Here is a 25,713-nt window from a genome sequence, read left to right on the forward strand (position 1 = left end):
CTCGAATGGATCCCGTCACCCGTCTCGGCGTCGTCGGCTGCGGCCTCATGGGCTCCGGCATCGCCGAAGTCGCCGCCCGCAACGGCATCGACGTCCGTGTGGCCGAAGCCGGCCACGACGCCGTCGAGGCCGGCCGCCGCCGTATCACCGCCTCCCTCGACCGGGGCGTACGGCGCGGCAAGCTCAGCGAACAGCAACGGGACGAGGCCCTCGCCCGTCTGTCCTACACCCACGACCTCGGCGACCTGGCCGACCGTCAGTTCGTCATCGAGGCCGTCGCCGAGAACCGCGCCGTCAAGACCGACGTCCTGCGGACCCTGGACAAGGCGCTCGAAGACCCCGCCGCGATCCTGGCCACCAACACCTCCTCGATCCCTGTCGTCGATCTGGCCGTCGCCACCGAGCGGCCCGCGCAGGTCATCGGCATGCACTTCTTCAACCCCGTGCCGGTACAGCGACTGGTCGAGCTGATCCCGGCGCTGACCACCGACCAGGAGACGCTGCGCCGCACCCACGACCTCGCCCGGCAACTGGGCAGACAGGCCGTCCAGGCCCCCGACCGCTCCGGATTCGTCGTCAACGCCCTGCTCGTGCCGTATCTGCTCAGCGCGGTACGGATGGTGGAGTCGGGCGCCGCCCGCCCGGACGACATCGACCAGGGCATGGAGCTCGGCTGCGCCCACCCCATGGGTCCGCTGCGCCTGCTCGACCTCATCGGCCTCGACACCGCGCAGGCGGTGGCGGAGTCCATGTACGAGGAGTTCAAGGAGCCGCTGTACGCCCCGCCCGCCCTGCTGCGCCGCATGGTCGCCGCGGGCCACCTCGGCCGCAAGAGCGGCCGCGGCTTCCACACGTACGACGCCTGAACCCGATCCGGCGGAAGCAGCCGCCACTGCCCGACGGGCATCAGCGACCGGCATCTGTGACGGCGCGGCCGACCCGTCGCCCGGGAACCTCGGCGCGATGCGCCGGCCCGAAGCGGCGCCGACGGCCGGGAGCTGCCGTGCCCGGTGAGCAGCGCGTCGAGCGCCGCACCGGGCGCGTCGGCTCGCGCCCGTCGCGTCGCCGGGGCCCCGGCGTCGTCCGCGGCCCCGGCGTCGCCGTACAGGTGTTGCCGCCGCTTTTGGTCGAACCCGTCACGCGGTCCCGGCCGGCATGCGCAGCAGGGCCTTGGTCGCGGAGTGCCTGGGGGCGGTGAAGATGTCGGCCGTGCGGCCGGATTCGACCGCGCGGCCCGCGTCGAGGACGGTGACCGTGTCGGTGCGGTCGGCGATGAGTGGCAGATCGTGGCTGATGAGGACCAGGGCCGTGCCGCGTTCCTGCCGCAGCCGGACCAACAGGTCCATGATCGCCTCGGCGGTGGTGGAGTCCAGCGCGGAGGTGACCTCGTCGCAGATGAGGACGTCCGGGTCGGCCGCGAGCGCCCGGGCGATGGCCACGCGCTGGCGCTGTCCACCGGAGAGTTCGTGCGGATAGCGGTCGGCGTACGAGGGGAGCAGGCCGACCTGTTCGAGGAGATCCGCCACGTGGGCGGGTACCTCGCCGGTCGGGCAGCGGCGGTGCAGCCGCATCGGCCTGCCGATCGCGGCGCCGACCGTTCGGCTGGGGTTGAGCGCGCCCAGCGGGTTCTGCGTGACCAGCTGGATCCGGCGGCGCTGTTCGCGGCTGCGGCCCCGCAGGCCGGTGCTCAGCGGGACGCCGTCGAGGCTGACGGTGCCGGCGGTGATCGGTAGCAGGCCCACCACGGCGCGGACCAGCGTGGTCTTGCCGGAGCCTGACGCGCCGACGATGCCGGTGGCGGCGCCGGGGGCGATGCGGAGGGCGACGCCGTCGAGGGCGGGGGCGGCGGAGCGGCGGCGGCGGCCGAAGGTGACGCGGAGGTCGTCCACCGCCAGTACGGGTGCGGTGGAGGGGGTCGCCCCTGCCGCCCCCGTCGCCCCTGCCCGTCCCGTCTTCAAGGGGCTGTGCCCCTTCGGCCCCCTTGCGCCTGAGAGCTCGCGGGGTTCGGTTGCTTCGGCGGGTGCGGCTTCGTGGGGGCTGGTCGCGCAGTTCCCCGCCCCCCTGACGGGGCGCGAGTCTCGCACCGCCAGGTCCACCACCTCGTCCGCGATCCGCTCGACGAGTTCGCGGTCGTGGCAGGAGAGGGCGATGGCGAGTTGGTGCTCGCGAGCCAGGTGGAGCAGCAACTCGCCGATGTCGTCGCGGAGTTCGGGGTGCAGTCCGGCGGTCGGCTCGTCCAGGAGGAGGATCCGGGGGCGGCGGGCCAGGGCGCGGGCGAGGGCCACGCGGCGCTGCTGTCCGCCGGAGAGGGCCGCGGGGCGTCGTGCGGCGAGTCGGCCGTCGTCGTCCGGGAGCCGTACCTCCGCGAGGAGGGCCCGCACCGCCTCGGGGGTTCGGTCGCCGGAGAGTTCGCGCAGCAGGGAACGGACGCGCATCCGGGGGTTGAGCCCCGAACCCGGGTCCTGTCCGACGTAGGCGAGCCGCTCGCGGCGCAGGGCGCGCAACTCACGCTCGGACAGGGCGAACACGTCATGGCCGAAGACCTCGACCCGCCCGGCGGTGCGCCGGGTGCCGGGTGGCAGGAGGCCGGTGAGCGCGCGCAGCAGCGTGGTCTTGCCCGAGCCCGAGGGACCGGTCAGGGCGAGCAGCCGTCCCGGCCGGAGCGTGAGTGCGGCGTCCTGGAGCACGGTCCTGCCGTCGGGGGCCGAGACGGTGAGGTCCGTGACCCGGGCCACGGGGTCGGCAGCAGACGCCGAGGGATCGTCGTCGGCCGCGGACGCCGAGGGGTCCTCGTCCATCCGGTACCGGTCGGGTGTGTGGCTCACAGGACGGTCACCGCCTTCCGGCCGGTCTGCGGGGCGAGGGCGGCGGCCGCGAGGTTGACGCTGAGGGCGAGCAGACCGATGGCGGCGCTGGGGGCGACGACGGCCCAGGGGTTGAGCAGGATGCCGGAGGAGTTCTCTCGGATCATCAACGCCCAGTCGGCAGCCGGAGGTTGGGGTCCGACCTGGAGGAAGCCGGCCGTGGCGACGAGATAGACGGCGGCGACGAAGCGCAGGCCGAACAGGGCGAGGAGGGTGGCCCGAAGGTTGGGCAGCACCTCGCGCAGCACCAGGTACCACAGGCGTTCGCCGCCCGCCGCCGCTGCCTCGACGTATCCGGAGGCGGCGACCGGTGCCGCGGCGCCGGCCGCGAGTCGCACCGCGTACGGCACGCCGAGGGCCACGGCGGCGGCGATCACGGCGAAACGGCCGCCGTCCGGCCAGGAGAGGGTGACGAGGAGGATGCCGAGCACGGCGGGCAGCAGCATCAGCACGTCGGCGATCTGTTCCACCAGGCGTCCGACGCGGGGCCGCAGGGCACCGACAGCGCCGAGCACCGCCGCGCCGGCGGTCACGAGGACCGCGACGAGCAGGGAGGAGAGGACCAGGTCACGGCCCCCGGCGAGCAGTCTGCTGAGTACGTCGCGGCCGAGTTGGTCGCCGCCGAGTACGGCGTCCGCGCCGGGTTCCGCGTACGGCGCGGTGACCGGGGCGTCGATGGCGTGCGGGGCGAGCCAGGGCCCGGCGAGGGCGAGGCAGAGCAGGAGCAGGGCGGGCAGCACGCGCAGGGCGGTGGTCGCCCGCGTGCGGGGGCTCATCGGCGTACTCCTGCCGTCAGGTCCCGTACCAGGTCGGCCAGGAGCAGTACGCCGGTGATGACCGCGCCGGCGAGGGCCGTCACCCCGGCGATGACGGGGCTGTCCCGGTCGGTGACCGCGGAGGCCAGGACCGAGCCGATGCCGGGGTAGTTGAAGATGGTCTCGACGACGACGGCGCCGCCGAGGAGCATGCCGGTCGAGGTGGCGAGGCCGGCGGTGACGGTGGGCAGGGCGCCGGGCAGGACGTGGTGGGTGAGGACGCGGTGGGGCGGCAGCCCGTCCAGGACGGCGGTCTCCACGTGGGGGGCGCGGGCCTCGTCGGCGAGCGCGGCGCGCACGATGCGCACGTTCCAGCCGACCTGGGGGACGGTCAGGGCGAGCGCGGGCAGGATCAGCATGGTCCAGTCGGCGGGGGTTCCGTCGGCGTCGGCGAGGGTGACGGCGGGCAGCCACCCCGTCCACAGCGACAGCACCAGGACCAGGGCGACGGCGACCACGAACTCGGGCAGTGCGAGGACGGCCGTGGCGGTGCCGGACACCGCCCGGTCCACGCGCCCGCCGGGCCGGAGCGCGGCCCAGCAGCCGAGCGCGAGCGAGAGTACGGCGGTCAGCAGCAGCGCGAGCCCGCCCAGCAGCAAGGTGTTCGGAAACGCCGTCGACAGCAGGTCGGTCACGTTCTCGCCGCGTGCCGAGGTGCCCAGGTCTCCCGTGGGCAGGCCGCTCATCCAGTCCCGGAACCTCTCCAGGACGGGCCGGTCCAGGCCCAGAAGTGCGCGCCGGCGCTGGAGGTCGGACGGGCTCTCGCCCCGTTCGGAGGTGGCGGTCGCCGCGTCCCCCGGGAGCAGCTCGACGGTGAGGAACACCAGCGCGAGCAGCACCCCGAGCAGCACCGCTCGTCTCAGGACGACGGCGCCGACGCGGGCGAGTGGCAGGAGGACGGGAGCGCGGGTCGGCCGGGCCCCCTCCGCCGTGGGAGGGGGCCCGGCCGGTGCGGCCGTGTCAGGGCTCAACGGGCCAGCCACGCCCGTTCGAGCTGGACCCTGCCGTAGCCGGGCAGTTCGGGCAGTCCGTGGACCTTGGGTCCGGCGAGGTCGATGCCGTCGGCCATGCCCCACAGGAGGTAGCCGGAGCTGTCGTACTCGATCTTCTGGAGTTCCTTCAGCAGTTGGGTGCGCTCGGCCGCGGCCGGGGTGCCGATGGCCTTCTCGTACGCCGCGTCGAACTCCTCGTTCTTCCAGCCTGCCTCGTTGGTGCCGCTCTCGGAGACCATGGTCTTGCTGGCGAAGAAGACGACGGAGTCGTTGGTGCCCCAGTAGGTGGTGTAGAGGTCGCCCTTGAGCCAGGTCTTGTCCCAGAAGGTGGCCGACTCCTGCTTGACGACCTTGATCTTGACGCCGGCCTCGCGGACCTGGGTGGCGAAGAGGGTGGCCGATTCGGCGAGGCCGGAGATGTCCTCGGTGGTGTGCAGCTCGTAGGTCTTGGAGGTGTCGAACTTCGCCTCCGCCAGCAGTTGCTTGGCCTTGGTGAGGTCGCGGGTGCGCTGCGGGAGGCTCTTGTCGTAGGCCGGGTCGCCGGTGCCGAGGACGTCGTTGGCGACGGTGCCGTAGCCGGAGAGGACCTGCTTGACCATGGCCTCGCGGTCGACGGCGAGGCGCAGTGCCTCGCGGACCTTCGGGTCGGCGAACGGACCGTCGGCGGTGCGCATGACGAGGGGCATCGCCATGTCGTTGGGGCGGCGTACGGTCTGGATGTCCTTGCGGCTCTCGGCCGTACGGGCGGCGACGGCGCCGACGTTGGAGGCGAGGTCGATCTGGCCCGCGAGCAGGGCGCTCGCCATGGCCTGCGGGCTCTCGAAGATCTTGACCTCGATGGCGTCGAGGTGCACGTCGCCGCCGTACCAGTCCTCGTTGCGGACGAGGCGGGCGTTGCCGCCGCGGAACCAGTCCAGCTTGAAGGGGCCCGTGCCGGGGGCCTTGGCCATGTCCTTGTCCGAGGTGCCCTTGGGGATGACGAACGTGGTGAGGCGGACCAGGAGCGGGAGTTCGGCGTTGGCGTAGTCGGAGACGATGACGACGGTGTCGGTGCCCTCGGCGGAGATGTTCTTCTCCTGGATGCCGGGCAGGCGCGAGGCACCCGAGGGGGTGGCGCGCAGGCGCTTCAGGGAGAAGACGACGTCCTCGGCGGTGACCGGTGAACCGTCGTGGAACTTCGCGCCCTTGGCGAGGGTGAACCGCCAGGTCTTGAGGTCCGCGGAAGGCTTCCAGCTCGCGGCGAGGCGGGGCTCGGTGTTGGGCTTGGTGCCGGGGACGGTGAGGGTGTCGTAGATCAGGCTGATGATGAGGTAGTCGCTCTCGTTGGCCTGACTGCCGTGGGGGTCACGGGTGATGGCCCCGGCCCGGCCGAGCGCGCCGACCCGCAGGGTGCCGCCCTTGACCGGCTTGGCCGAACCACCGGTGGCGGACGCGGTCGGCTTGTCGTCGCTGCCACCGCAGGCGGTGAGCAGGGCACCCGCGCCGATGACGCCGCCGGCCCAGAGCATGTGACGTCGCGTCAGCTCCACTTGTTCCTCATTTTCCCGCAGTTGGCTAGATTTGCTTAGCCTTACCTATCCTGTACGGCATCTGTGCGGCAAGGCCTCCGGGCGTGTGACATAGATCAAACTTAGCCCAGCCTTACCTCTACGCGCAGGGCCCCACTCAGGCCCCACCAGGTCCAAGTCCAGGGGTAGTTTTCCCTTCGCACCCACTCCCCCGCACAGGAACGGAACCGATGCCGCCCGCCCTCGCCCGCCTCCTCGGCGACAGCCGCGCCCTGGCAACACTGGCCGTGCCGCTGGCCCTCACCCAGCTCGCACAGGTCGCGCTGACCACCACCGACACCGTCATGATGGGCCTGCTCGGTACCGAGGCCCTGGCCGCGGGCGGCCTCGCCATGGTGATCTTCAACCAATTGCGCACCATGGGGGTCGGCATGGTCACCGCCGTCGGCAACCAGGTCGCGGCGGCCGACGCACGGGCGGAGTCCGCAGGCGAGGACGAGAACGGCACCGACGGCCCGGCCGCCCAGGAAAAGGTCCGTGACCTCGTCCGGGCGAGCCTGCTGCTGTCGACCCTGGTGGGCGTCGCGGGCGCGGTCCTGATGGTGCTCATCGGGCACGCCGTGATCTGGCTCGGCCAGGACCCAGACGTGGTCGACGCGGCCAAGCCCGTCCTCTACACGATGGCGCCCGGCCTGATCCCCTGCCTGTGGTTCCAGGCGATACGCCAGTTCACCGTCGGCATGCGCCGCCCCCAGGCCCTGCTGCGGATCACCCTGGCCTCGATCGCCGTCAACGCGGGTCTCAACTGGGCCTTCATCCACGGCACGTGGATCTTCCCCGAGCTGGGCCTGCCCGGCATCGGCCTGGCCACCAGCCTGGTCCACGGACTGTCCTGCCTCGCCCTGTACGTCTCCGCCCGGCGTGACACCCGACTCGCCCCCGTGCTGTCCCTCGCCGTCTGGAAGACCCGCCCCGCCACCCTGCGCAGACTCACCGGCCTCGGTACGCCGATCGCGGCGACCTACGGCTCCGAGGCGGGCTTCTTCTTCGTCGTCGCCCTCTTCGCCGGCAGCTTCGGAACGGCGGCCCTGGCCGCCCACACCGCCGTCAACCAGCTCGTCTACATCGTCTTCCAGATAGCCGTCGGCCTGTCCCACGCCGCGTCCATCGGCGTCAGCCGGGAGCTGGCACTGCACCAGCTGGCCGCCGCACAGCGCCTGAAGACCACGGCCCTGGCCTGCGCTGCCGCTGTCATGGCCGTGGTCGGTGTGGTCTATGTGACCCTGCCGGGCCTCGTCCTCGCACCGTTCCTCGACAGCGGTGACGGCCGGGCGGTCGAGATCGCCACGCAACTGCTTCTGGTCGCCGCGGTCTTGCAGTTCTTCGACTGCACCCAGAACATCGGGGTCGGTCTGCTGCGCGGCCTCGACGACACCAAGGGCGGTTTCCGCGTCACCCTCGTCGGCTACTGGCTCGTCGGCCTCCCCGCCGCCGCCCTCCTCGGCCTCACCACCGGGCTCGACACCCTCGGCATCTGGCTCGGCCTCCTCACCGGCCTCGCCACCACGGCCGTGCTCCTGCTACGCCGCTACAACCAGGGCATCGGCCGCCTCCCCCACGCACCGGAACCCGCACCTTCCCGGGCCTGAACGGGGTACGCGACGCAGATCGGCTGGGCGAGGGGCAGGCGGCGGTGAGCACCGTCTGCACGTCAGTGGCCTCATGCTGCGGGGCCCCGGCAAAGACTGAGGTGCGCAGGCCGCGACGACTGCCTTACGCACCGCCTCTCAGCTCCGGAACTGCGTCGATCACGCGGTCCACCACCTCGGGCAGCGGCTTGGACGCGTCGACGATCGTTGCGCCACGGCTTTCGTAGATCGCTCGCATCCGAGGATTCCACTTCAGTGCCGCCGCGAGCTCTTCGGGATGTTGACCGAACGGGTTCGTCGTGCGGGTCGCGAGCCGGTGGCGGAGGGTGTCCTCGTTGATCACCAGGCCCACGACGACGTCGAAGAGATCGAGGACGTCGTCCTCGTTCTCGGCCGACCCGCACAGGAACGCGATACCGGAACGAGACTCCTCGACGAGGGCCTCCACGCGCTCGCGGACGATCACCCACCCATATCGATCGAGCCAGCCCTCGGGAACCGGATACGGAGGCTCCCGCACGACCTCGCCCTCGACGCGGTCGATCCAGCGGCTGAAGCCGTCCTCGTCGGCGTCGAGCGCGACATAGCCACGCGCTCGCAACACCCCGCAGACCGTGGACTTACCGGTCCCTGAATTGCCCGTCACCCAGACCACTGTCACCCCGCCAGCGTAGAGATCACCACTCCGGCCGGCGACACGATCGCCGCGATCAGGCGGTGCCGGGCTCCTGATGTGGGCCCCGACCGCGGCGGACACCGCCGTCGAGGCCCCTGTGCTTACGCGGGCGTTGCCGGGCCCTGCGCTAGAAGGTCAGGTTCCAGGCGTCGATCTTGCCTGTGTCGGAGGCGGCGTTGTCGTTGACGCGCAGCTTCCAGGTGCCGTTCGCGACCTCCGAGGAGGCGTTCACGGTGTAGGTCTGGGCGATGTTGTCGGCGCTGCCGCCGGCGCGGTTGTGCAGGGTGTAGACGGTGCCGTCCGGCGCCACCAGGTCGACCTTCAGGTCACCGATGTAGGTGTGCTTGATGTCCACACCCACCTTGAGGGTGGCCGGGGCGTTGCCCGTCACGCCGGTGACGGCGATCGGGCTCTCCACGGTCGCGTTGTCGTTGACGGCGAAGTCCGCGAGGTTCTCGAAGTACTTGCCGGGCGGCGGGGTGGCCCCGACGGCCTTGAGGGCGTCGACCTGTCCCTCGCCGAAGAACGCGTTGTTGGCCGTCGTACCCGTGCAGCGGCTGTCCGAGGGGCAGGCGATGTCATTGGCCTGGGTGGCCAGCTTGGCGCGGATCTGCGCCGGGGTGATGCCCGGGTCGGCGCTGGCGATGAGCGCCGCCACGCCGGCCACGTGCGGGGTGGCCATCGAGGTGCCGCTCTTGCTGCCGTAGCCGCCGCCCGGGACGGTGGAGTACACGTTGCTGCCCGGAGCCGCGACGTCGATGACGCCCTGCCCGAAGTTGGAGAACGAGGCCTTGGTGACGCCCGTGCCGTTGGCCGCGACCGTGACCACGCCCGGCAGCTCCGTCGGGATGTCGAGGCAGGCGTTGGTGATGGTGCGGGTGACCGGCGTCGAGTCGTTCGGGCTCGCGGAGTCGGTCGTCTTGTGGGCGAGGTCGTAGTTCTCGTTGCCCGCGGCGGCGATCTGGAGGGAGCCCTTGCTCTCGGCGTACTCCTGGGCGCGCTTGACGCCCTCGATGATGGCGGCCTGGTCGATGTTGTCCGGGCAGTTGAACTGCCACGGGTCCGTGTAGTAGCTGTTGTTGGTGACCTTGAAGCCGTGGTCACCGGCCCAGACGAAGCCGCAGATGGTGTTCTCGGCGAAGAAGAAGGCGCTGCCCGGCTCGGCGACCCGGACCGCGGAGATCGTCACCCCGGGGGCCACTCCGACGACGCCCTTGCCGTTCTTGGCCGCGGCGACGGTGCCCGCCACGTGGGTGCCGTGCGTGTCCACGTCCCGCCAGGCGCCGGCCCGGGTGTCGGGCTTGCCGTAGGCGCAGGAGACCGAGTCGGCCGCGTTGAAGTTGGGCGCCAGGTCCTGGTGCTGGTCGTCCACACCGGTGTCCAGGATGCCGACCTTGACCGAGGCGGAGCCCGGGTTCACGGCCCAGGCCTGGTCGGCCTTGATCTGGCTCATGTCGGCCCGGACCGGCTCTCCGGCCGGAGTCGTGGACTGGGACGGATTGGCCGGGAGCGCCGGGTTGTACGCGTCGGCCGGGACGTCCGAGGTGCGCGTGGCGCCGACCTGCTGCACTCCGGCGACGCCACGCATCGCGGCGGCGAATCCGCTGGACGCGGAGTGGGCGACGATCACGCCGATGGCGTCGAAGTCGGAGAAGACGGTTCCGCCGTTGGCCTCGATCGCCGAGCGGACCGCTGCATTGTCACCGGGGGCGGTGATCACGAGGTAGGCACGCGTGCCGGCCACCCAGTCCGCACTCTGGGAAGCGGTTATCGTGGCCGGAGCGTGGGCCTTGGCGGCCGGCGCGGTCGAGGGGGCGACGGGGAGCGTGCCCGCGAGTGCGCCCGGCGTGCCGAACACGAGGGCGGCGCCGAGCGTGGTCGCCAGCACCAGCGTGCGTCTGGACCGGCTGGATATGTGGGGTATCAATGCGTCCTCCGGAGACGGCCCGGCCGTGCTGAGGGCACCGGCAGGGCCGTACGAAACGAATGGTGGATGCAAGATGTCAGGTGCATGCTCCTGCGCGGAAGTACCTTTCCGTGCAGGGACGTTAGAGCGGCATGGCTGAAAAGCGACGCAACCGCCTGGGCTCAGTACGCGCTGGACAGTGCGACGTACAGGCGGAGAGCGGGACTGACGCGGCACCACTGGACAGGACGTCCGAACGTCGGAACGATCGTGCCCATGACACCCGAGGATGCCATTGTCGCCACTGCCGACCGGATCGCGGTGCTGCTGCAGGCGGGGGCCGATCCACGGACCCCGCTACCGGGCGCGGAGTGGACGGTGGGGGAGGCGGCGGCGCACCTCGCGCTGGCGGGGAGGCTGATGGCGGACATCGGGGCGGGCGAGGCCCGCCCCTACGGCGACGGGACGCCGGGCGGTCTCGCGGCGGCCAACCGCGCGGCTCTGGCCGTCTTCCCGCAGCGGGACCCGGCGGTCCTCGGCGCGGAGATCGCGGACAGGGCCCGGGCCTTCGTCGCGGCCGCGGCCCGCTGCGGTCCGCAGGAGGCGGTGCTGACACCGATGGGACCGATGGACATCGCCACCCTGGGCTCATACCTGCTCACGCACCTGCTCGGGCACGGTTACGACATCGCCGTCGCCCTGCGCGGGCCGCACATGGTCGACCGGGAAGTGGTCGCGTTCACGCTGCCGTTCATGCGACTGGCCATGCCGCGTGTGGTGAACGCCGGCGCGGCCGGCCACCATGCGTGCTATCTGATGCGGATCGGCCGCGACCGCTTCGCCGTCACCTTCGCGGACGGTGTGCCCACGGTCACCGACACCCCACCCCGGCGCCCCGACTGCACGATAGCCATCGACCCCGTCGCCTTCCTCCTCATCGCCCTGGGCCGCTGGACCACCCCCACCGCCATGGCCCGGGCCAAGGTCGTCGTCTGGGGCCGCAAGCCGTGGCTGGGCCTGCGCTTCCCGATGCTCTTCACGGCGCCGTAGACGGGCGAGCAGACTGCGCCGGACGGCCTCGTCGGCTTGTCCCTGGGCAAGAACGTGACATGCCGCTTCGGGAGGCCGGCGAGGCCGGGAGCATCACCGCGCTCCACGACGCGCAGCGCCAGGCGTCGGCCACGTCGAAGCCCGCTTCGACCAGCCCGAGCGGAGTTCGCCGCCGGTCGGCTCTTCGTCGTCCCGCACTCTCCCGCACGCATGGAGAAACCGATCAGGCTCCCTCGCGATAAATGATCGGCTTCCCGTGCAAGCGCATGCGGGCAACAGGGGCGCCGTGGACAGGACCAGTGCTCCCGACAGGCACAAGAACACCATCCGCGCGCCGATCGCCGAATTCGCGATCACCGGTCACTACGGCACCTGTACCGCGGCGATACAGGCAGGCAGGCTTCTTCCGTCTGTACCTCTTCCAGCTCTTCGCCGACCAACAATGGAACACGCCACCGTTACTGGGGCAGGGCGCGCAGGCGTAACCACGTTGCTCCCAGAGGCAGTTGGGGGTGTGTGACGAAAACCGAAGAACGCGCCGAGGACACCTGCCCGCTCGTCTCCAGTGCCGTCTGCCGCTGTCCACGAGGACCGTCGACCACCTCGCTGAGCTGCTGCGGCGCCGCCTGAAGGCGACACGGTCCAGGTGGCGGATCCTGCCGCCCGGGAAGATCGCGGTGATCGTCCTGGCCGTCCTGCGTCACGACCAGCGCCTGGTCGACCTGGCCGGCGGCAACAGCGTGTCCGAGTCCACCGTCCGCCGCTGGCGCGATGAGCTGATCCCCCTGCTCGCCGCCCAAACCCCGCGCCTGGACCGCGCCCAGAAGAATCCGCCGCATGTAGCAGCCCCGGCGGTGCCGGGTGGGTGCTCACATCGCCCTGATCGCGTCCGCCGGGGGCGTGCGCCGTCTTCTCTGGGGGTGATCGTGTAGCCCGAGGCGAGTGGAAGTCACTTTGTGCGGCTCGGCGCAAGTGTGGACGACAGCATCGTGTGCAACCCCTGTGTCACCAGCGCTGAGAGCGATGGTGACGGTCATTGACCCACGGTGCCGCCGTTGGACGGATTCACGGCTACAGCCTTGAAGAATGTGTAGTGGAAGGTTCCATCGGCCTGCGCGGTGCGGTGCAGGTCCGTGATCCCGCGATCCCATCGGGCCGCGGTCGTGAGCCCAGCGGTCAGTGCCTCATCCCGGACGGATTCAACCATGGCGATGAATGTGTTGCGGGTAAAGCCGTCGACCAGTGCGGGCCGGGTCTGGTCGGCGTAGACCGTGCGAGGACGGACCACGATGTTGTCGTATCCGGCCCGGGCCAGCAGCGGTTGCAACTGTCGGCCGATCAGGGCATTTCCGCCGACGACTGACTGCAGTTGGACCTGGCATTCGATCACAGTTTGGGCGTACTCGCTGGCGGGATGGAAAAGCGCCGAACCGTGATCCCCTTCGACCACGGTGATGGTGCCGTCGGACCGCAGCACGCGCCGCAGTGCCGCCAGCGCTCGCCGGGGGTCCGACAGATGCTCCAGGACGAAACAGACGAAGACATGGTCGAACTCCGCGTTGGAGAAAGGGAGATCTGCCAGATCAGCGTGACACCACTCCACATCCGCCCCTGGCGCCTGGGCAGCGACACGGGCACGGGCCTGTGCAAGGGAATCAGCGGAGTGGTCGACAGCGGTGATGCGCGCCCCGGGGCTGGCTTGGGCCAGGTGGACCGTCTGGGCGCCAACGCCGCAGCCGATCTCCAACACCCGGCTGCCAGCCGGGTAGGCCGTGCCTGCATGCACCAATGCCGCCAAAGTGTCCGCCTGGTCGCCGAGCCGAGCCGCCTCGCGTTCGGAGTACCCGTGCACGTAGCCGGCCGTCGCTCTCGCTTCAGGAGATGTTGTCGCTGTATCCATACGGCTACTCTGCTGCGACTATGGTCCGATGAACAGGTCCAATCAATGCCCAACTGACCAGTCCATAGTCTCCGGGTCTGATTTCCTGCAGCTGAACATCCTCGATGCGCCGGTGGGCAGGCGATCCGACTGGCTGGCCCAGCAGCTTCGGCTCGCGATAGCGGATCGCCGTCTGCCGATAGGGAGCAAGCTGCCGGCCACCCGCGTTCTGGCCGGCGAGCTGCGGGTATCCCGCGGCGTGGTCACGGAGGCATACCAACGACTGATAGAAGACGGGCACGCGGCAGGACACGGGCGCAACGGAACGATCGTCGTCGCCGCTCCCGCCGCGCCGCCGGAAGCGCCCCAGGCCAGGCCGGTGGCTTCGCCGCCGCCGGGTGCGTTGTTCGCCGCCGTACCCGGCGCGGACATCTTCGACGCGATGCGAGCGACACCCGCCCGGATTGATCTGTCACCGGGCACGCCCGACCTTGCCGCGTTTCCGCGATCCGCTTGGCTGCGCGCCGAACGCTCCGCACTGGCGAGCCTCTCGGCATCCGACCTCGGGTACGGAGACCCGCGCGGGACACCTGCGTTGCGTCACGCCATCGCCAACTGGCTTGCCCGCAACCGCGCGATCAGGGTGGATCCGAACGACATACTCATCGTCGCCGGCACCGCCCAAACACTCAGTCTGCTCGGACAGGTGCTGCGTGACCACGGCATCTCCGCGGTGGCCGTGGAGGACCCGGGATCACTCGGGGCCCGCCAGCACCTGCACAATCAGCGGCTGGACACTCCGCCCGTCCCGGTCGACTCCCAAGGCGTGCGCGTCGACGTCCTGCGCGACGTGGCCGCTCGAGCGGTCTTACTGACTCCCGCGCACCAGTTCCCGACCGGAGTGGTGCTCAGCGGGACACGGCGTCGTGAACTGATGTCCTGGGCCTCCGAAAACGACGGACTGATCATTGAGGACGACTACGACGCCGAGCACCGCTACGACCGGCCTCCGGTCCCTGCCCTGCGATCCGTACTCCCCGACCACGTCTGCTACGCCGGGAGCGTATCCAAGCTCCTCGCCCCCGCGCTGCGCATCGGCTGGGTCCTTGTACCGCCGAAATACCGGGATGCTCTGGTGGCCGCCAAACGGTTCGCCGACCTGGGCAACGCCGCACTGCCGCAGCTGGTGCTCGCTCAGCTCATGGAATCAGGTGAGATGGAGCGGCAGTTGCGGCTCCTGCGCACACGCCACCGCCGTCGCCGGGACACCATGGTCGATGCGATCAAAACCCACCTTCCGGATGCGGAGGTACACGGCGCCGCAGCGGGGCTGCACCTGATGATCTCCTTCGACGCCGAGTTCGCCGACACCGACCTCGCTGCCGCCGCGCTTGCGCAGGGAGTGAAGGTGCAGCCACTGTCATGGCATAGCCAACACTCACCACGCCCCGGGCTGGTCCTCGGCTACGCAGCGAGCGCGCCCACCGTCATCAGCGAAGGTGTGGCAATCCTCGGTGACGTCCTGCGGCACCTGCTCTGAAGAGCGGCCGATCGCCCGACAGACCCGGACCGCCTCGCGTGCTGACGACCCGGGTCGGTGACCGCCTCAGCCTCGTTGGTTCAGCGCTCTGGTCAGGTCCCGGTTGGCCTCCCTCGCGGCATCGAGATCGGATCGGGTCGCCTCCAATGCGGAGGTCAGTTCGAGGTTGATGGGCTGGGCGATGCGCGGCATGCCGAGCATGACGGTGCGGCTGCGGCGTACCACCGCGACGGCTTCTTCGATCTGGGAGTGTTCCTCGGGTGAGAGGCCGTCGAGGTCGGCCTTGACCCGGCTGATCAGGCGGCGGACCCGACGGACCTCCTCCTCGGAGGGCACCGCTTCGCTGCGGGCCCAGTCGTCGGCGTCGAAGGCTGACATCAGCCGTTCTCGGCCGCGGAGAAGGTCATCGAGGTATCGCTCCAGGTCGGGAAGGTAGGAGACGTCGGTGCGGAAGTGGTCGCAGCCGACACAGCGGAAGCGGAGCGGGCAGCTCTGTCCGCCGGCCGCGACGTTGTGGGGCTCCAGGCAGATGCCATGGGCCGTGGCGACCTCGCCGATGGCCCGTCGCACGTGCCCGGAGTCGAGCAGGCCCTGGGCCTTGCGCCAGACACGGGTGCCGTGGCGGTCGAACTGCAGGGCGGTGACGCGGTCGACGGTTTCGCGCCGTCGTTCCTGGTTGACGCGGTAATAGGACTGTGTGGTGGAGAGTTCGCGATGGTCCATCAGATCCTTTCAGCAGCACGATCCCGCCGAGCGAACCGGCGAGCAGGATCAGCAGCGAGCGGGCCGTGCCGACGCCCGGCGCGACGGTCTCGCCGATGTCCGCGCCGGTGCGGACGGTCAGCCCGGTACCGGCCAGCCGGGCGCGTACCGCGTCGGCGACCCGCTCGCCGGTTCCGGGCGCGGTGCGCAGGCCGATCAGGTCGTAGCGGTGCGCGCCGTGGCGGCCCGCGAGGCGTACGGCGGTGGCGTCGGCGAAGTACACACCCGCGCCCGGTGCGTCGACCAGCGCGGCGACGCGATGGCGCACGGCGGGGCGGCCGCCCGCCACGACCTGGATCCGGTCGCCGGTGCGCAGACCGGTCGCGGCGGGGACGGTGATCTCGTCCGCCCCGGCCGGGGCGCGGGCGGTGACGCGCGGGCGAGCGAGTAGTTGCGTGGAGGACCAGCCGGGTCCGGCCGCCGCGGGGTCGTCGGCGGTCGGTACGACCCCTCCCCGGGCGTCGACCAGCGCCGCCGGGAAGCCGAGGTCACCGAACCACGGCCGTCACCCCGGGCACGTACGAGAGCCGGTCGCCCAGCGACGAGGGGACCCGGGCGCGCTCGGGGAGGGAGAGCGGCAGGTCGCCGTCCGGGTGCTACTCCTGGTCGGCCGCGACGACGACGGTCAGTCGGTAGGGGTCGGTGGTCGCCATCGCGGGCTCCTTCGGCGGGGGCTCGGCTGATGTCTCGGCCGGCGTCCCGGTTGATGTCTGCGACGCTACGGACGGCGACCCCTCTCGGCCGATCCCACCTACCGAACCGGATCGGTGGTACAGCCTGCTGTACTTCATGGAAGTGGGCCTGCCCGTAGGGTCGTTGGCGCGCATCAGGAGTGGAGTGAGCACGACGACAACCGACCCCACCGACACGGCAGCCCCGGCGGCCCCACGGGCGCCGCGGACGCCGACCCCACCGCCCCCCTGACGCCGACCCCGCCGCCGAGCGTCCGCGGAAGGTCGTCGTCCAGGCCCTGCGGACCTCCGGTGCCGCGCTCGGGCAGCTCGTCGGCGGGCTCGGGACGGCGGCGATGGCGCTGGGCGTGCTGGTGCTGGCGGCCGTCGCCGCGGTGACCGTGCCCGCCGGGGTGGGCCCTGCTGCTGGTGCCGGCGACCCGGGGACGGCTGGGTCTGGCTGTTGCGAAGGCCGACGCAGTCGTCGAGGTGTCCGTTGTCGCTCCACCCCCGTTCCGGTGAGCAGGCAGACCGCCTCGACGGGCTGTGGGGCGACGAGGATCTCGCTCCGGCTGGTACCCGCGTGACGGTCGTCAGGGCCTGTCGCCAGCCCACCTGCCGACTCGGTTGTCGCCGATTACGGCGTGTACGGGGCGTCGCTGTGGTGCAGTTCCACCATGGTGGGTTCGCTGACCTCGTACACGGCGGTACGGGTGAGGGTGACGACGGCCGCCGGATCGTCGTCGCCGCGGGTCCGGTAGACGACGGTCACCTGTCGTGGCGCCCCGCCGGACGGGAAGTCGATGGAGACCACGGGCGTACGGTCGCCGAGCTCGGCGGCGGCCGCGGGGACGGGGGTGCCGCCGTCGTTGCGCCAGGTCACCAGCGTGTAGAACTTTCCGGTGCCGCCGGTCGAGATCTTCAGGGCTCCCACGGCGTCGGGCGCGCTGTCCCCGGTGATGTCACCGATCGCGCACTGCGGTTGCAGCTCGATCACGACACCGTCCGCGCCTTCCCAGCGTCCTGCGCTGAGGGCGGCTCCCGAGATGCCGTATCCCTCCAGCCCTCCGCCGTCCAGAGACGCGTTCCGCAGCTGTTCGCAGGTCAGGGCCTTGGCGCCGCCGGCTGCCGTACCGCTCGGCTTCGGGGACGGGGGCGTGGTGGGGGTACCGGGCTTCTTCGCCGGGCCACCGGGTGTCTTCGCCGGGCTGTCGGGTGTCTTGGCCGGTGTGGCGGTCGCCGGCTTCGACGTCTTGTCCGGCTTCCCGCTCACGGCCGCTTCCCCCGCGGCCGAGTCCTTCGGCCCGCAGGCCACGACCAGCCCCGCGACCAGCCCCGCGGCGGCCATCTGGGACACCCGTCTCGCCCATCCTCTGGATCGGTTCACTCGTCACTCCCCGTCGCACCATGGCCCGGCATTCCCGCTGGGCAGGAGCGGAGACGCGGACGGGTGGGGCACGGTTGCACCGAGTTGTCCCTGTTCCGTAACTCGCGGCCCCTGCCCGGCGGAGCGGACGGGGCCGGCTCGTCACCTTCAGCCGCGTACCGGAGGGAGCCGATCCTGCCGACCTGGGAGGGGGATGCACTGAGTAGGAGTACTCATGTCCGTCGGCGGACGGGCTGGCAGCCTTCTGACATGACGAGTGGCAGAGGCGCACTGACGGCACTTCATCTCCTTCTGGTCTGGGCGACGATGGCGGCGGCGATGCCGGTACTCGGGTTCGGGCTGGTGATGGCGGGCTGGGGCGGCGGTGCGGGGGCGGCCGTGTCGACCTTCGCCCTGGGCGTGCCGCTGACGGTGATCCTGCTGGCCACGGCGGGCCTCCCCGCGCGCACGGTCGTGCCGCTGTGCGATTCCACGCCGCGTCGATTCGGCTGGGCGGTCCTGGTGTTCGTCCTCGGCACGCTCGGCGTCCTGGCCGGCCTGGCCGCCTACGGCGGGGAGGTCGATCTGGGGAGCGCCGGCATGCGGATCGCGCTGACCGGAGTGCCGTACGCGGTGGCCGCGGCGTTCTTCGTGCCGAGCCGGCGGGTGCGACTGGGGGCGATCGCCGTGCTGGCGGCAGGCGTGGTCTACGGGGGCTTCGTCGGTCCGCAGCAGGCGGAGCAGCGTCGGCACGCTGCGGAGGTCGCGCGGTACCGGGAACGTCCGGAGCTGCTGTACGTGGGGGACACCCCGCCGGGGATGCGTATCTCCCGTGCCGTGGTGGCGGGCGGCCAGTTCAGCGTCGACTACCTCCCGGTCGAGCCCGACCGGAGCGGATACGTGAACCTGACGGTCCGCTCGCCGAACACGCCGAGAGCGACGTGCGCTCTGCTGGCGCAGAAGGACGTGAGCTGCACCGTGGACGAACGCGGTGAGATCCGGGTGGCCAGTGCTCTCCCCGACGACGGCCACCACATCAGACTGATCCGCGTGCACCGGGGCGCGGAGGTCGAGGTCTCCAGCCAGTCCCTCGACGAACCCGGTCTGCGCCACCTGCTGAACACACTGCACCCGCTGTCCGACGGGGAACTGGAGACCATGATGCGAGAAAAGACGATCACCCAGGGTTAGTTGAGCATGCGGCCCGCTGGGGGCGGACGGGCTCGGGCTTCCCGCCCGGGTCGGATCATGGGTCGTTCTCAGCGGCGGCCCCGCCAGGAACAAGCCGCTGTCCCCCTGACCGGCACGGGGATGCCGAGCACCGCACCGGAGGCCGCGGTCGGATTCCTCACGCCGTGCCGGGCCGTGGTGACCAGGAGGCGGTTGCCCCTCGGCGGCAGGCACACCGACGTGGGGTGCGGGGCGGGCACGGTGATGGTGCGGAGCAGACGGCCGTCGGGGTGGTACCGGCGGATGGCTCCGGCGCCCCACATCGCGACCCACAAGCAGTCCTCCTCATCGACGCTCATGCCGTCGGGGCTGCCTTCTCCGTCGCGCAGCCGGGCGAACGTCCCCGGGGCGGACAGCGCACCCGAGACGGGGTCGACGCGGCAGCGGAGGATGGTCCCGGCGGCCGAGTCGGCCAGGTACAGGGTGGTGCCGTCGGCGGTGAACGCCGGGCCGTTGGGGATGGTCAGGCCGTCGAGGGCGCGTACGACCGTGCCGTCGGGATCCGTTCGGTGGAGCGAGCCCGCGCCGGGGGTGCCGTCGTAGGCCATGCTCCCGGCCCAGAAGCGGCCGGCGGGGTCGGCGACACCGTCGTTCATCCTGCTGGGCACGGGGGTCCGGTCCTCGGGCCGGTCCAGCCGTTCCAGTGCGCCGTCGGCGGTGAGGAGGGCATGCCCGTGCCCACGGCGGCGATCCACGCCTGCGGCCGGTCGCGCACCGGCGCGACGGCGCCCAACGGCACGTCGAGTGCGGCCAGTTGGCGAGGGGCCGGTTCCGTGTCGTCGCGCAGTTCGAAGAGCCGGCCGCTGAGGATGTCGACATACACGTACCGGCCGTCGACCCAGCGCCCGCCCTCGGCGAGTTCGTACTCTCCGTCCACGACGACCGTGACGGGCACTGTCGGAGATCGCATGAGTCACCTCGTGTCGTCAGCGGACGGTCGTGCCGTCGGGTTCGTCGAACAGGCCCAGTTCGTCGCGGGTGGGGAGCCCTTCCCAGTCGCCCCGGGTGGCGACCGCGAAGGCGGCGGTGGTGACGGCCCGGTGCAGGCGATCCTCGACGTTCGCGCCGTCGAGGAGGCCGGACAGGTATCCGGCCACGAAGGCGTCGCCTGCGCCGACCAGGTCGACGGCGTCGACCTGCCGCGCGGCGCGGTCGACGGTTCCCTCGGCGGAGACGACCGTCGCACCGTGTGCGCCGCGTTTGACGATCACCTCTTGGACGCCCGCCTCCAGCAGGCTCTTCACGGCCTCCGACTCATCCACCGCAGGGCCTTGCAGCACCAGCGGCAACTCGTCCTCGGAGGCGACGAGCAGGTCGGTGTGGGCCAGCAGCGGCCTGAGGGCGGCGCGGGCGTGGTCGGCTGTCCACAGCCTGGAGCGGTAGTTGATGTCGAGGCATACGGTGATGCCCGCGTCGCGGGCGGCCGTGGCGGCGGCCAGGACGGTCTCGGCAGCCGAGGGACCGAGCGCCGGGGTGATGCCGGTCAGGTGCAGGATGCGGGTTCCGGAAGCCAGCGCGGGCAGTACGCCGGCCGGTGTGAGGGCCGAACCCGCCGAACCGGTGCGGTAGTAACTGACGCGGGTCAGCGTGCCCAGGCGGGGTTCCGTCAGCAGCACCCCGGTCGGCCGTCCGGTGTCGTCGGTGGCCGCGTGGCTGAGGTCGATCCCTTCGGCGCGCAGGGTACGCAGGACCAGCGCACCGAGTTCGTCCGCGCCGACCCGGCCCGCCCAGCGCACCTGGTGCCCGAGCCGGGCGAGGCCGATGGCGACGTTGGACTCGGCTCCGGCCACGGAGAGGCCGAGACTGCCGCCCATCCGCAGGGCGCCGTGGGCGCGCAGCGCGGCCATGGTCTCGCCGAAGGTCACCACTTCGGGTGGGGCCACTGTCGTCACGGCATCTCCCCTACGGCCACGCTGCGGAACTCGGCTGCTCGGGCCCGGAGTTGGTCCAGGTCGCCGCCGTCGGCCGCGTCGCCGACGAGCGGGGAGCCGACACCGACGGCGAGGGCGCCCCGGGCCAGGTAGTCACGGGCGGCCTGTGCGTCCACTCCCCCGACGGGCACGAAGGGCACCTCGGGGAACGGGTCGCGCAGGGCCCGCAGGTAGCCGGGTCCGCCGAGCGAGCCGGGGAAGAGCTTGATCGCGTCTGCGCCGCGTGCGAGGGCGGCTTCGATCTCGCTCGGTGTCAGGGCGCCCATCAGCACGGGCACGCCGTACGGCGCCAGCCCATCGACCAGTGCCGGGGTGACGAGGTACGACGCTCCGGCGTCGACCGCGCGGGCGGCGTCCGCCGCGGAGCGCACCGTGCCGGCGCCGAGGAGGGCGTCGGGGCCGAGCGCGGCCCGGGCCTGCCTGAGCACGGCAAGGGCGTCCGCGGTGGTCAGCGATATCTCGACGGCCACGATGCCCTCTTCCACGAGGGTGCGCACCGTGCGCAGGGCGGCGACGGGGTCCTTGCCCCGTACGATCGCCAACAGCCGTTGGCGTCGGAGGGATTCCACCAGGTGCATGAAAGCGGGCTCTCCTTGCGGGTTCGGTTCGAGAGGGGCGGCCGGGCCCCGGTCACCATTCGGTGAACGCGCCGTCGGTGCCGCGCCACACGGGGTTGCGCCAGCGGTGTCCGGTCTCGGCGGCCCTGCGTACGGCCTTCTCGTCGATGTCGACGCCGAGTCCGGGGCGGGTGCTCGCGACGGCGTGTCCGTCCTGGAAGCGGAAGGGTTCGGGGTCCATCACATACTCCAGCAGGTCGCACTGCTGGTTGTAGTGGATGCCCATGCTCTGTTCCTGGATGAGGAAGTTCGGTACGGAGAAGGCGATCTGGAGGCTCGCGGCCAGGGCGATCGGGCCGAGGGGGCAGTGCGGGGCCAGCGTGACGTCGTACGTCTCGGCCATGGCGGCGATCCGGCGGACCTCGGAGATGCCGCCGGCGTGCGAGAGGTCGGGCTGGGCGACGTCGATGCCGCCGGCCATGACCTCGTGGAAGTCCCAGCGTGAGTAGAGGCGTTCGCCGGTGGCGAGCGGAATGCTCGTGGACTGCGCCAGGCTCCGCAGGTGGTCGGAGTGCTCCGGCCGGACGGGTTCCTCGACGAACAGCGGGTGCAGCGGCTCCAGTTGGGGCAGCAGTCGGTGTGCCACGGCGGTGGAGGCCCGGCCGTGGAAGTCGACGGCGATGTCCCGCTCGTCGCCCAGCACGTCGCGGACGGCCGCGACGCGGGCGACGACCTCGGCGGTGCGGGCCGGGGTGTCGATCGGGGCGAGTTCGGCCGAGCCGTTCATCTTCACGGCGGTGAAGCCCGCCTTCATCTGTTCCTCGGCCGGCTCCGCGACCTCGCCGGGACGGTCGCCGCCGATCCAGGCATACATCCGGACGCGGTCGCGGACGGGGCCGCCGAGGAGGCGGTGCACGGGGACGCCGTAGGTCTTGCCGGCGATGTCCCACAGGGCCTGGTCGATGCCGGCGACGGCGCTGGAGAGGATCGGGCCGCCCCGGTAGAAGCCGCCCTTGGTGAGCACCTGCCAGTGGTCCTCGATGCGCAACGGGTCGCGGCCGACGAGGTAGTCGGCCAGTTCGTGCACCGCGGCGCGTACGGTCTCGGCGCGGCCCTCGATCACGGGCTCGCCCCATCCGGTGACACCCTCGTCGGTGGCGATGCGCAGGAACAGCCAGCGCGGAGCCACCAGGAACGTCTCAAGTCCGGTTATTTGCAAGAAGTTTCCTCGCGGAACAGGTCGGTCGCGGGGTCGGTCGCGGTGTCCTCGTGGTCTTCCCGGCTCTGTACGGCGGCCAGGTCGTAGGACGCCTGGGCGAGCAGGGACTCGACGGCCTTCACCGCGGCCTCCGGATCGCCCGCCTCGACCGCGTCGAGCAGGTCCTGGTGCACGGGGAGGGAGTCGGAGAAGTGCCGGGCGCCGTGCACGATGCGGTCGCGCCCACGCAGGCCGGCCTCGATGACGACCTCCATCCGGCTGAGCAGTTCGTTGTGCGCGGCGTCCAGCAGGGCGCGGTGGAAGGCCAGGTCGGCCTCGACCATCGCCTCCGCGTCCGTTCCGGCGGCCGCCATCGCGTCGAGTGCCTGCCGCAGGGCGTCCAGGTCGGCGGGGGTGCGGCGGGCCGCGGCGAGCCTGGCTCCGGCGGGTTCGACGATCGCGCGGACCTCGGCGAGGTCCTCCAGGAACCCGTCGGTGGGAGCGCTGCTGCCCTGCCGGCGCAGCAGGTCGCTGTCGAGCGGGTTCCAGTCGGCGCGGGGCCGGATGGTCGTACCGCGTTTCTGCTTCGACTCCAGCAGGCCCTTGGCCGCCAGTACACGCAGCGCCTCGCGCACGACGGTCTTGCTGACGCCGAGTTCGGTCTCGAACTTGACCGGGTCGACGACGGAGCCCGGGGGTAGTCGCCCCGGATGATGCGCCGGCCCAGCTCCTCCACCGCCTGCGCGTGCAGCCCCTTGGGGGGATGGGTCACCACGTTCTCCGTTTCCGTATCGGTCCCTGCGCCCGGCCCACCGCACGGTGCGCGTCGCTCACGAGGACTCCTTCATGACGCTCCATCCTCCATCGACCAGCAGGCTCGCGCCGGTCACACAGGAGGCGTCCGACGATGCCAGGAAGGCGACGGCGGCTGCCACCTCCTCCGGCTGCCCGAACCGTCCGGCCGCCGTGGCCGCGACGCTGCGCGCCCGGTCGGGCTCCGGGATCCCGTCCCAGGCGGCGGTCAGGATGGGGCCGGGCAGCACGGTGTTGACCCGGATGGCGGGACCGTACTCGACGGCCAACTGCCGCCCCAGCGAGCACAGCGCGCCCTTCGCGGCGGCGTAGGCGGCATGGTTCGGCAGGCCGATGATGGCGTGCACCGGCGAGGTCAGGACGACGGAGCCCTTCGCCTCGCGCAGCATGGCCGCGAACGTCTTCATCGCGCGCCAGGCGGGTTTGAGCAGCACCGCCATCTGACCGTCCCACTCGGCCTCGCTCAGTTCGTGGGCGGGCTTGTTGAGCTGGGCGAAGGCGTTGCTGTGCAGCACGTCCAGCCGGCCGTGGTGCTCGTCGACGTGGCGGGCCAGGTGTTCCCAGTCGGCGGCCGAGGTCACGTCGCAGTGCACGAACTAATCCGGGGGTGTCCAGCAGATCCCAGGCCGCCGGGACGCCGATGCGGCCCCAGGTCCGGTCGTCGTGGCGCGGGGAGTGCCGGCCTTCGTCGAGTCCCTGGCCGGTGGGGTCGAACCGGAAACGCCAGCGCCTGTCCAGGGACAGGTAGTCGCGCGTGGGTTCGTGGGTGCGCCAGCCGTCGAAGGCCGGGAGCACCGTGCCGTACTGGAAGACGACGTTGGTGCCGCCGACGTCGCGCACATGGGTGCCGGAGGGCTCGGTGGCCGGGTGGGTGTCGAGGACGGGGCCGTCGGCGGCCCCGGACGTGCCGTCCGCCGCGCGCGCCGTCTCCGGCCAGGCGGGGAGCGCGACGACGGCGGCCGCGCCGAGTGCCGTGACGACGGTGCGCCGGGACGGGTGGATGGGTTCGGTCATGGCACATGAGCCTGGGCAGTCCCCGGCGAGCCGTTCGCCGACCTCGACCGCGCCTTCGCCGAGGCGGTGGACCGGACTTCAACACCGTGCGCGTGTGCGCGATGCCCTTCCTGCTGTTCTCCGGACGCGTCCCCGATCCGGACTCGATCGAGGTACGCGGCCTCGGCGAGGAGTTCGGACAGCGCACCCGGTGGTACGACGTGCGCGGCGGCTATCCGCTGGACGGCCGCCGCCGGCTCGTCGAACTGTTCGAGGCGGCCGCCCGCCACGACTGCCAGGTGATCATGTCCTCCTGGGAGTACCAGCAGTCCCCCAGCTTCGCCGACACCGACGCCTGGCACCGCGCCCTGGCGGAGGTCCCCGGCCCGGACCGCGCCGAGGCGGTGGCCGAAGCGCTCGCCGGACTCCTCGACTTCCTCACCGAGCGCGGACTGGCCGGCCAGGTCGCCTACGTCGAGGTGCACGACGAGGTCGACAACTGCTCCCTCGTACCGCGCGACGGCGTCACCCACTACGCCTACCTGCGCGACCCTCTCGACCGTGCCGTGAAGCTGCTGCATGCCCGGCACCCCGCCATCCCCGTCACCTACTCGCTGGGCGAGCCCTGGCCGAGCGAGATCGACGACCTGCCGCAGGGGGCGCAGATCGCGCACTTCCACTTCTACGTCTACGGCGTGCTCGGCGCGCTGTACGAGGCGGTCGGACTCGGGCACGGCCCCGAGGCGGCACCCGAGACGGCGTCCTGGCCCACCCCCGAACTGGCCGCCATGCTGCGCCCCGACGCGCCCGCCTTCGCCGACCACCAGCCGGACGAGCCCTGGCGACTGGCCGCCACCGGCATCCCGCGCGAACTGTTCTACGCGCACGACTGGGTCGACCCCGACCGCTGGGACCTGTGGCTGTACGAGAACTATCCGGCGCACCGGCAGGCCATGCGGGACACGCTGGCCGGGTGGGTCGACTCCGTGGCCGAGTTCGCCCGGCTGCGCGGCATCCCCGCGGTGCTCGGTGAAGGTGTCGTCGGGTACACCCCGCTGCTCACCCGCTTCGAGGAGGACGCCGTCGGCAAGGACATCGCGGAGTTCGTCGTCGACCGCTGCCTCGCCGCGGGCTTCCGGGGCGTCGTCCTGACGTCGAACGCGGCCCCGCACCACCCCATGTGGCACACCGACCGCGACTGGATGCGCCGGGTCAACGCCCGCGTCACAGCGGCCTGACCCTGCCGCCACAGCGGCCCGCCACGCGGCGGACGAGCGGGCGGGGACCGCCTCCCCCTCCGCCGTCCGGCCGCG

General features: G+C 71.7%; 24 protein-coding genes and 1 pseudogene. 8 read left to right on the forward strand and 17 right to left on the reverse strand.

Annotated features, from left to right (window positions below; genetic code table 11):
• Positions 1-5 precede the first annotated feature (5 nt).
• Positions 6-866, forward strand: a complete 861-nt coding sequence (locus tag ACZ52C_RS32145; RefSeq protein ID WP_469078056.1) for a 3-hydroxybutyryl-CoA dehydrogenase — start codon at positions 6-8, stop codon at positions 864-866.
• A 270-nt stretch (positions 867-1,136) separates the two neighbouring features.
• Here ACZ52C_RS32145 and ACZ52C_RS32150 read toward each other — a convergent pair whose 3' ends face one another.
• The 4 genes from ACZ52C_RS32150 to ACZ52C_RS32165 are packed head-to-tail and all read right to left on the reverse strand — an operon-like array spanning position 1,137 to position 6,179.
• On the reverse strand, positions 1,137-2,825 hold the full coding sequence (locus ACZ52C_RS32150; RefSeq protein WP_469078057.1) for an ABC transporter ATP-binding protein: 1,689 nt from the start codon (positions 2,823-2,825) through the stop codon (positions 1,137-1,139).
• Positions 2,822-3,640: an ABC transporter permease gene (locus ACZ52C_RS32155; protein WP_469078058.1), complete on the reverse strand. Its 819-nt coding sequence runs from the start codon at positions 3,638-3,640 to the stop codon at positions 2,822-2,824. The genes ACZ52C_RS32150 and ACZ52C_RS32155 overlap by 4 nt, the downstream gene beginning before the upstream one ends.
• A complete protein-coding gene (locus tag ACZ52C_RS32160; protein ID WP_469078059.1) occupies positions 3,637-4,650 on the reverse strand; it encodes an ABC transporter permease in 1,014 nt (337 codons plus the stop codon). The genes ACZ52C_RS32155 and ACZ52C_RS32160 overlap by 4 nt, the downstream gene beginning before the upstream one ends.
• The gene (locus tag ACZ52C_RS32165; protein WP_469078228.1) at positions 4,647-6,179 is read right to left on the reverse strand and encodes an ABC transporter substrate-binding protein; all 1,533 of its coding nucleotides are present in this window, start codon (positions 6,177-6,179) and stop codon (positions 4,647-4,649) included. Before ACZ52C_RS32165 ends, ACZ52C_RS32160 begins: the two co-directional genes overlap by 4 nt.
• A gap of 230 nt (positions 6,180-6,409) precedes the next feature.
• Here ACZ52C_RS32165 and ACZ52C_RS32170 point away from each other — a divergent pair, with 230 nt between their 5' ends.
• Positions 6,410-7,828, forward strand: coding sequence for an MATE family efflux transporter (locus tag ACZ52C_RS32170; protein WP_469078060.1), 1,419 nt, complete (start codon positions 6,410-6,412; stop codon positions 7,826-7,828).
• 124 nt (positions 7,829-7,952) lie between these two features.
• Here ACZ52C_RS32170 and ACZ52C_RS32175 read toward each other — a convergent pair whose 3' ends face one another.
• Entirely contained in the window at positions 7,953-8,585 is a 633-nt protein-coding gene (locus ACZ52C_RS32175) for a hypothetical protein (RefSeq protein WP_469078061.1), read from the reverse strand.
• 46 nt (positions 8,586-8,631) lie between these two features.
• Entirely contained in the window at positions 8,632-10,392 is a 1,761-nt protein-coding gene (locus tag ACZ52C_RS32180) for a S8 family peptidase (protein WP_469078062.1), read from the reverse strand.
• Between the two features lie 294 nt (positions 10,393-10,686).
• On the opposite strand from ACZ52C_RS32180, the gene ACZ52C_RS32185 reads away from it, so the two are divergent.
• Positions 10,687-11,460: a maleylpyruvate isomerase family mycothiol-dependent enzyme gene (locus tag ACZ52C_RS32185; RefSeq protein ID WP_469078063.1), complete on the forward strand. Its 774-nt coding sequence runs from the start codon at positions 10,687-10,689 to the stop codon at positions 11,458-11,460.
• Between the two features lie 677 nt (positions 11,461-12,137).
• Entirely contained in the window at positions 12,138-12,392 is a 255-nt protein-coding gene (locus ACZ52C_RS32190) for a helix-turn-helix domain-containing protein (protein ID WP_469078064.1), read from the forward strand.
• Positions 12,393-12,493: 101 nt separating this feature from the next.
• Here the strand turns inward: ACZ52C_RS32190 and ACZ52C_RS32195 are convergent, their stop codons facing one another.
• Complete coding sequence (locus ACZ52C_RS32195; RefSeq protein ID WP_469078065.1) at positions 12,494-13,360, reverse strand: methyltransferase domain-containing protein; 867 nt, start codon at positions 13,358-13,360, stop codon at positions 12,494-12,496.
• A gap of 28 nt (positions 13,361-13,388) precedes the next feature.
• On the opposite strand from ACZ52C_RS32195, the gene pdxR reads away from it, so the two are divergent.
• A complete protein-coding gene (pdxR, locus tag ACZ52C_RS32200) occupies positions 13,389-14,879 on the forward strand; it encodes a MocR-like pyridoxine biosynthesis transcription factor PdxR (protein ID WP_469078066.1) in 1,491 nt (496 codons plus the stop codon).
• Between the two features lie 66 nt (positions 14,880-14,945).
• On the opposite strand, the gene ACZ52C_RS32205 is transcribed toward pdxR, so the two are convergent.
• Positions 14,946-15,602, reverse strand: a complete 657-nt coding sequence (locus ACZ52C_RS32205; protein WP_469078067.1) for a hypothetical protein — start codon at positions 15,600-15,602, stop codon at positions 14,946-14,948.
• Between ACZ52C_RS32205 and ACZ52C_RS32210 the strand changes: the two genes are divergently transcribed.
• Positions 15,580-16,032 carry a hypothetical protein gene (locus tag ACZ52C_RS32210; protein WP_469078068.1) on the forward strand — a complete coding sequence of 151 codons (453 nt, stop codon included), beginning with the start codon at positions 15,580-15,582 and terminating at the stop codon, positions 16,030-16,032. The genes ACZ52C_RS32205 and ACZ52C_RS32210 overlap by 23 nt on opposite strands.
• Before the next feature lie 205 nt (positions 16,033-16,237).
• On the opposite strand, the gene ACZ52C_RS32215 is transcribed toward ACZ52C_RS32210, so the two are convergent.
• Both ACZ52C_RS32215 and ACZ52C_RS32220 read right to left on the reverse strand, forming a co-directional pair.
• On the reverse strand, positions 16,238-16,432 hold the full coding sequence (locus ACZ52C_RS32215) for a hypothetical protein (protein WP_469078069.1): 195 nt from the start codon (positions 16,430-16,432) through the stop codon (positions 16,238-16,240).
• A gap of 517 nt (positions 16,433-16,949) precedes the next feature.
• Entirely contained in the window at positions 16,950-17,660 is a 711-nt protein-coding gene (locus ACZ52C_RS32220; protein WP_469078229.1) for a hypothetical protein, read from the reverse strand.
• A 288-nt stretch (positions 17,661-17,948) separates the two neighbouring features.
• Between ACZ52C_RS32220 and ACZ52C_RS32225 the strand changes: the two genes are divergently transcribed.
• Entirely contained in the window at positions 17,949-18,869 is a 921-nt protein-coding gene (locus ACZ52C_RS32225; protein ID WP_469078070.1) for a hypothetical protein, read from the forward strand.
• Positions 18,870-18,937: 68 nt separating this feature from the next.
• Here the strand turns inward: ACZ52C_RS32225 and ACZ52C_RS32230 are convergent, their stop codons facing one another.
• From ACZ52C_RS32230 to ACZ52C_RS32260, 7 genes and pseudogenes are all read right to left on the reverse strand, one after another.
• Complete coding sequence (locus ACZ52C_RS32230; RefSeq protein WP_469078071.1) at positions 18,938-19,603, reverse strand: SMP-30/gluconolactonase/LRE family protein; 666 nt, start codon at positions 19,601-19,603, stop codon at positions 18,938-18,940.
• Positions 19,501-19,818, reverse strand: coding sequence for a hypothetical protein (locus tag ACZ52C_RS32235; RefSeq protein ID WP_469078072.1), 318 nt, complete (start codon positions 19,816-19,818; stop codon positions 19,501-19,503). Before ACZ52C_RS32235 ends, ACZ52C_RS32230 begins: the two co-directional genes overlap by 103 nt.
• A gap of 16 nt (positions 19,819-19,834) precedes the next feature.
• Positions 19,835-20,755 carry a sugar kinase gene (locus tag ACZ52C_RS32240; RefSeq protein WP_469078230.1) on the reverse strand — a complete coding sequence of 307 codons (921 nt, stop codon included), beginning with the start codon at positions 20,753-20,755 and terminating at the stop codon, positions 19,835-19,837.
• Between the two features lie 41 nt (positions 20,756-20,796).
• The gene (locus ACZ52C_RS32245; protein WP_469078073.1) at positions 20,797-21,417 is read right to left on the reverse strand and encodes a bifunctional 4-hydroxy-2-oxoglutarate aldolase/2-dehydro-3-deoxy-phosphogluconate aldolase; all 621 of its coding nucleotides are present in this window, start codon (positions 21,415-21,417) and stop codon (positions 20,797-20,799) included.
• Between the two features lie 52 nt (positions 21,418-21,469).
• Positions 21,470-22,615, reverse strand: a complete 1,146-nt coding sequence (dgoD, locus tag ACZ52C_RS32250) for a galactonate dehydratase (RefSeq protein ID WP_469078074.1) — start codon at positions 22,613-22,615, stop codon at positions 21,470-21,472.
• Positions 22,606-23,369: pseudogene (locus ACZ52C_RS32255) on the reverse strand (FadR/GntR family transcriptional regulator). Before ACZ52C_RS32255 ends, dgoD begins: the two are co-directional and overlap by 10 nt.
• Before the next feature lie 55 nt (positions 23,370-23,424).
• Positions 23,425-24,000 (reverse strand): SDR family oxidoreductase, encoded by a 576-nt coding sequence (locus ACZ52C_RS32260; RefSeq protein ID WP_469078075.1) that lies wholly within the window; start codon positions 23,998-24,000, stop codon positions 23,425-23,427.
• A gap of 522 nt (positions 24,001-24,522) precedes the next feature.
• Between ACZ52C_RS32260 and ACZ52C_RS32265 the strand changes: the two genes are divergently transcribed.
• The gene (locus ACZ52C_RS32265) at positions 24,523-25,638 is read left to right on the forward strand and encodes a cellulase-like family protein (RefSeq protein ID WP_469078231.1); all 1,116 of its coding nucleotides are present in this window, start codon (positions 24,523-24,525) and stop codon (positions 25,636-25,638) included.
• The last annotated feature ends 75 nt before the right edge of the window (positions 25,639-25,713 follow it).

Source organism: Streptomyces sp. NPDC034049 (genome assembly GCF_055575575.1).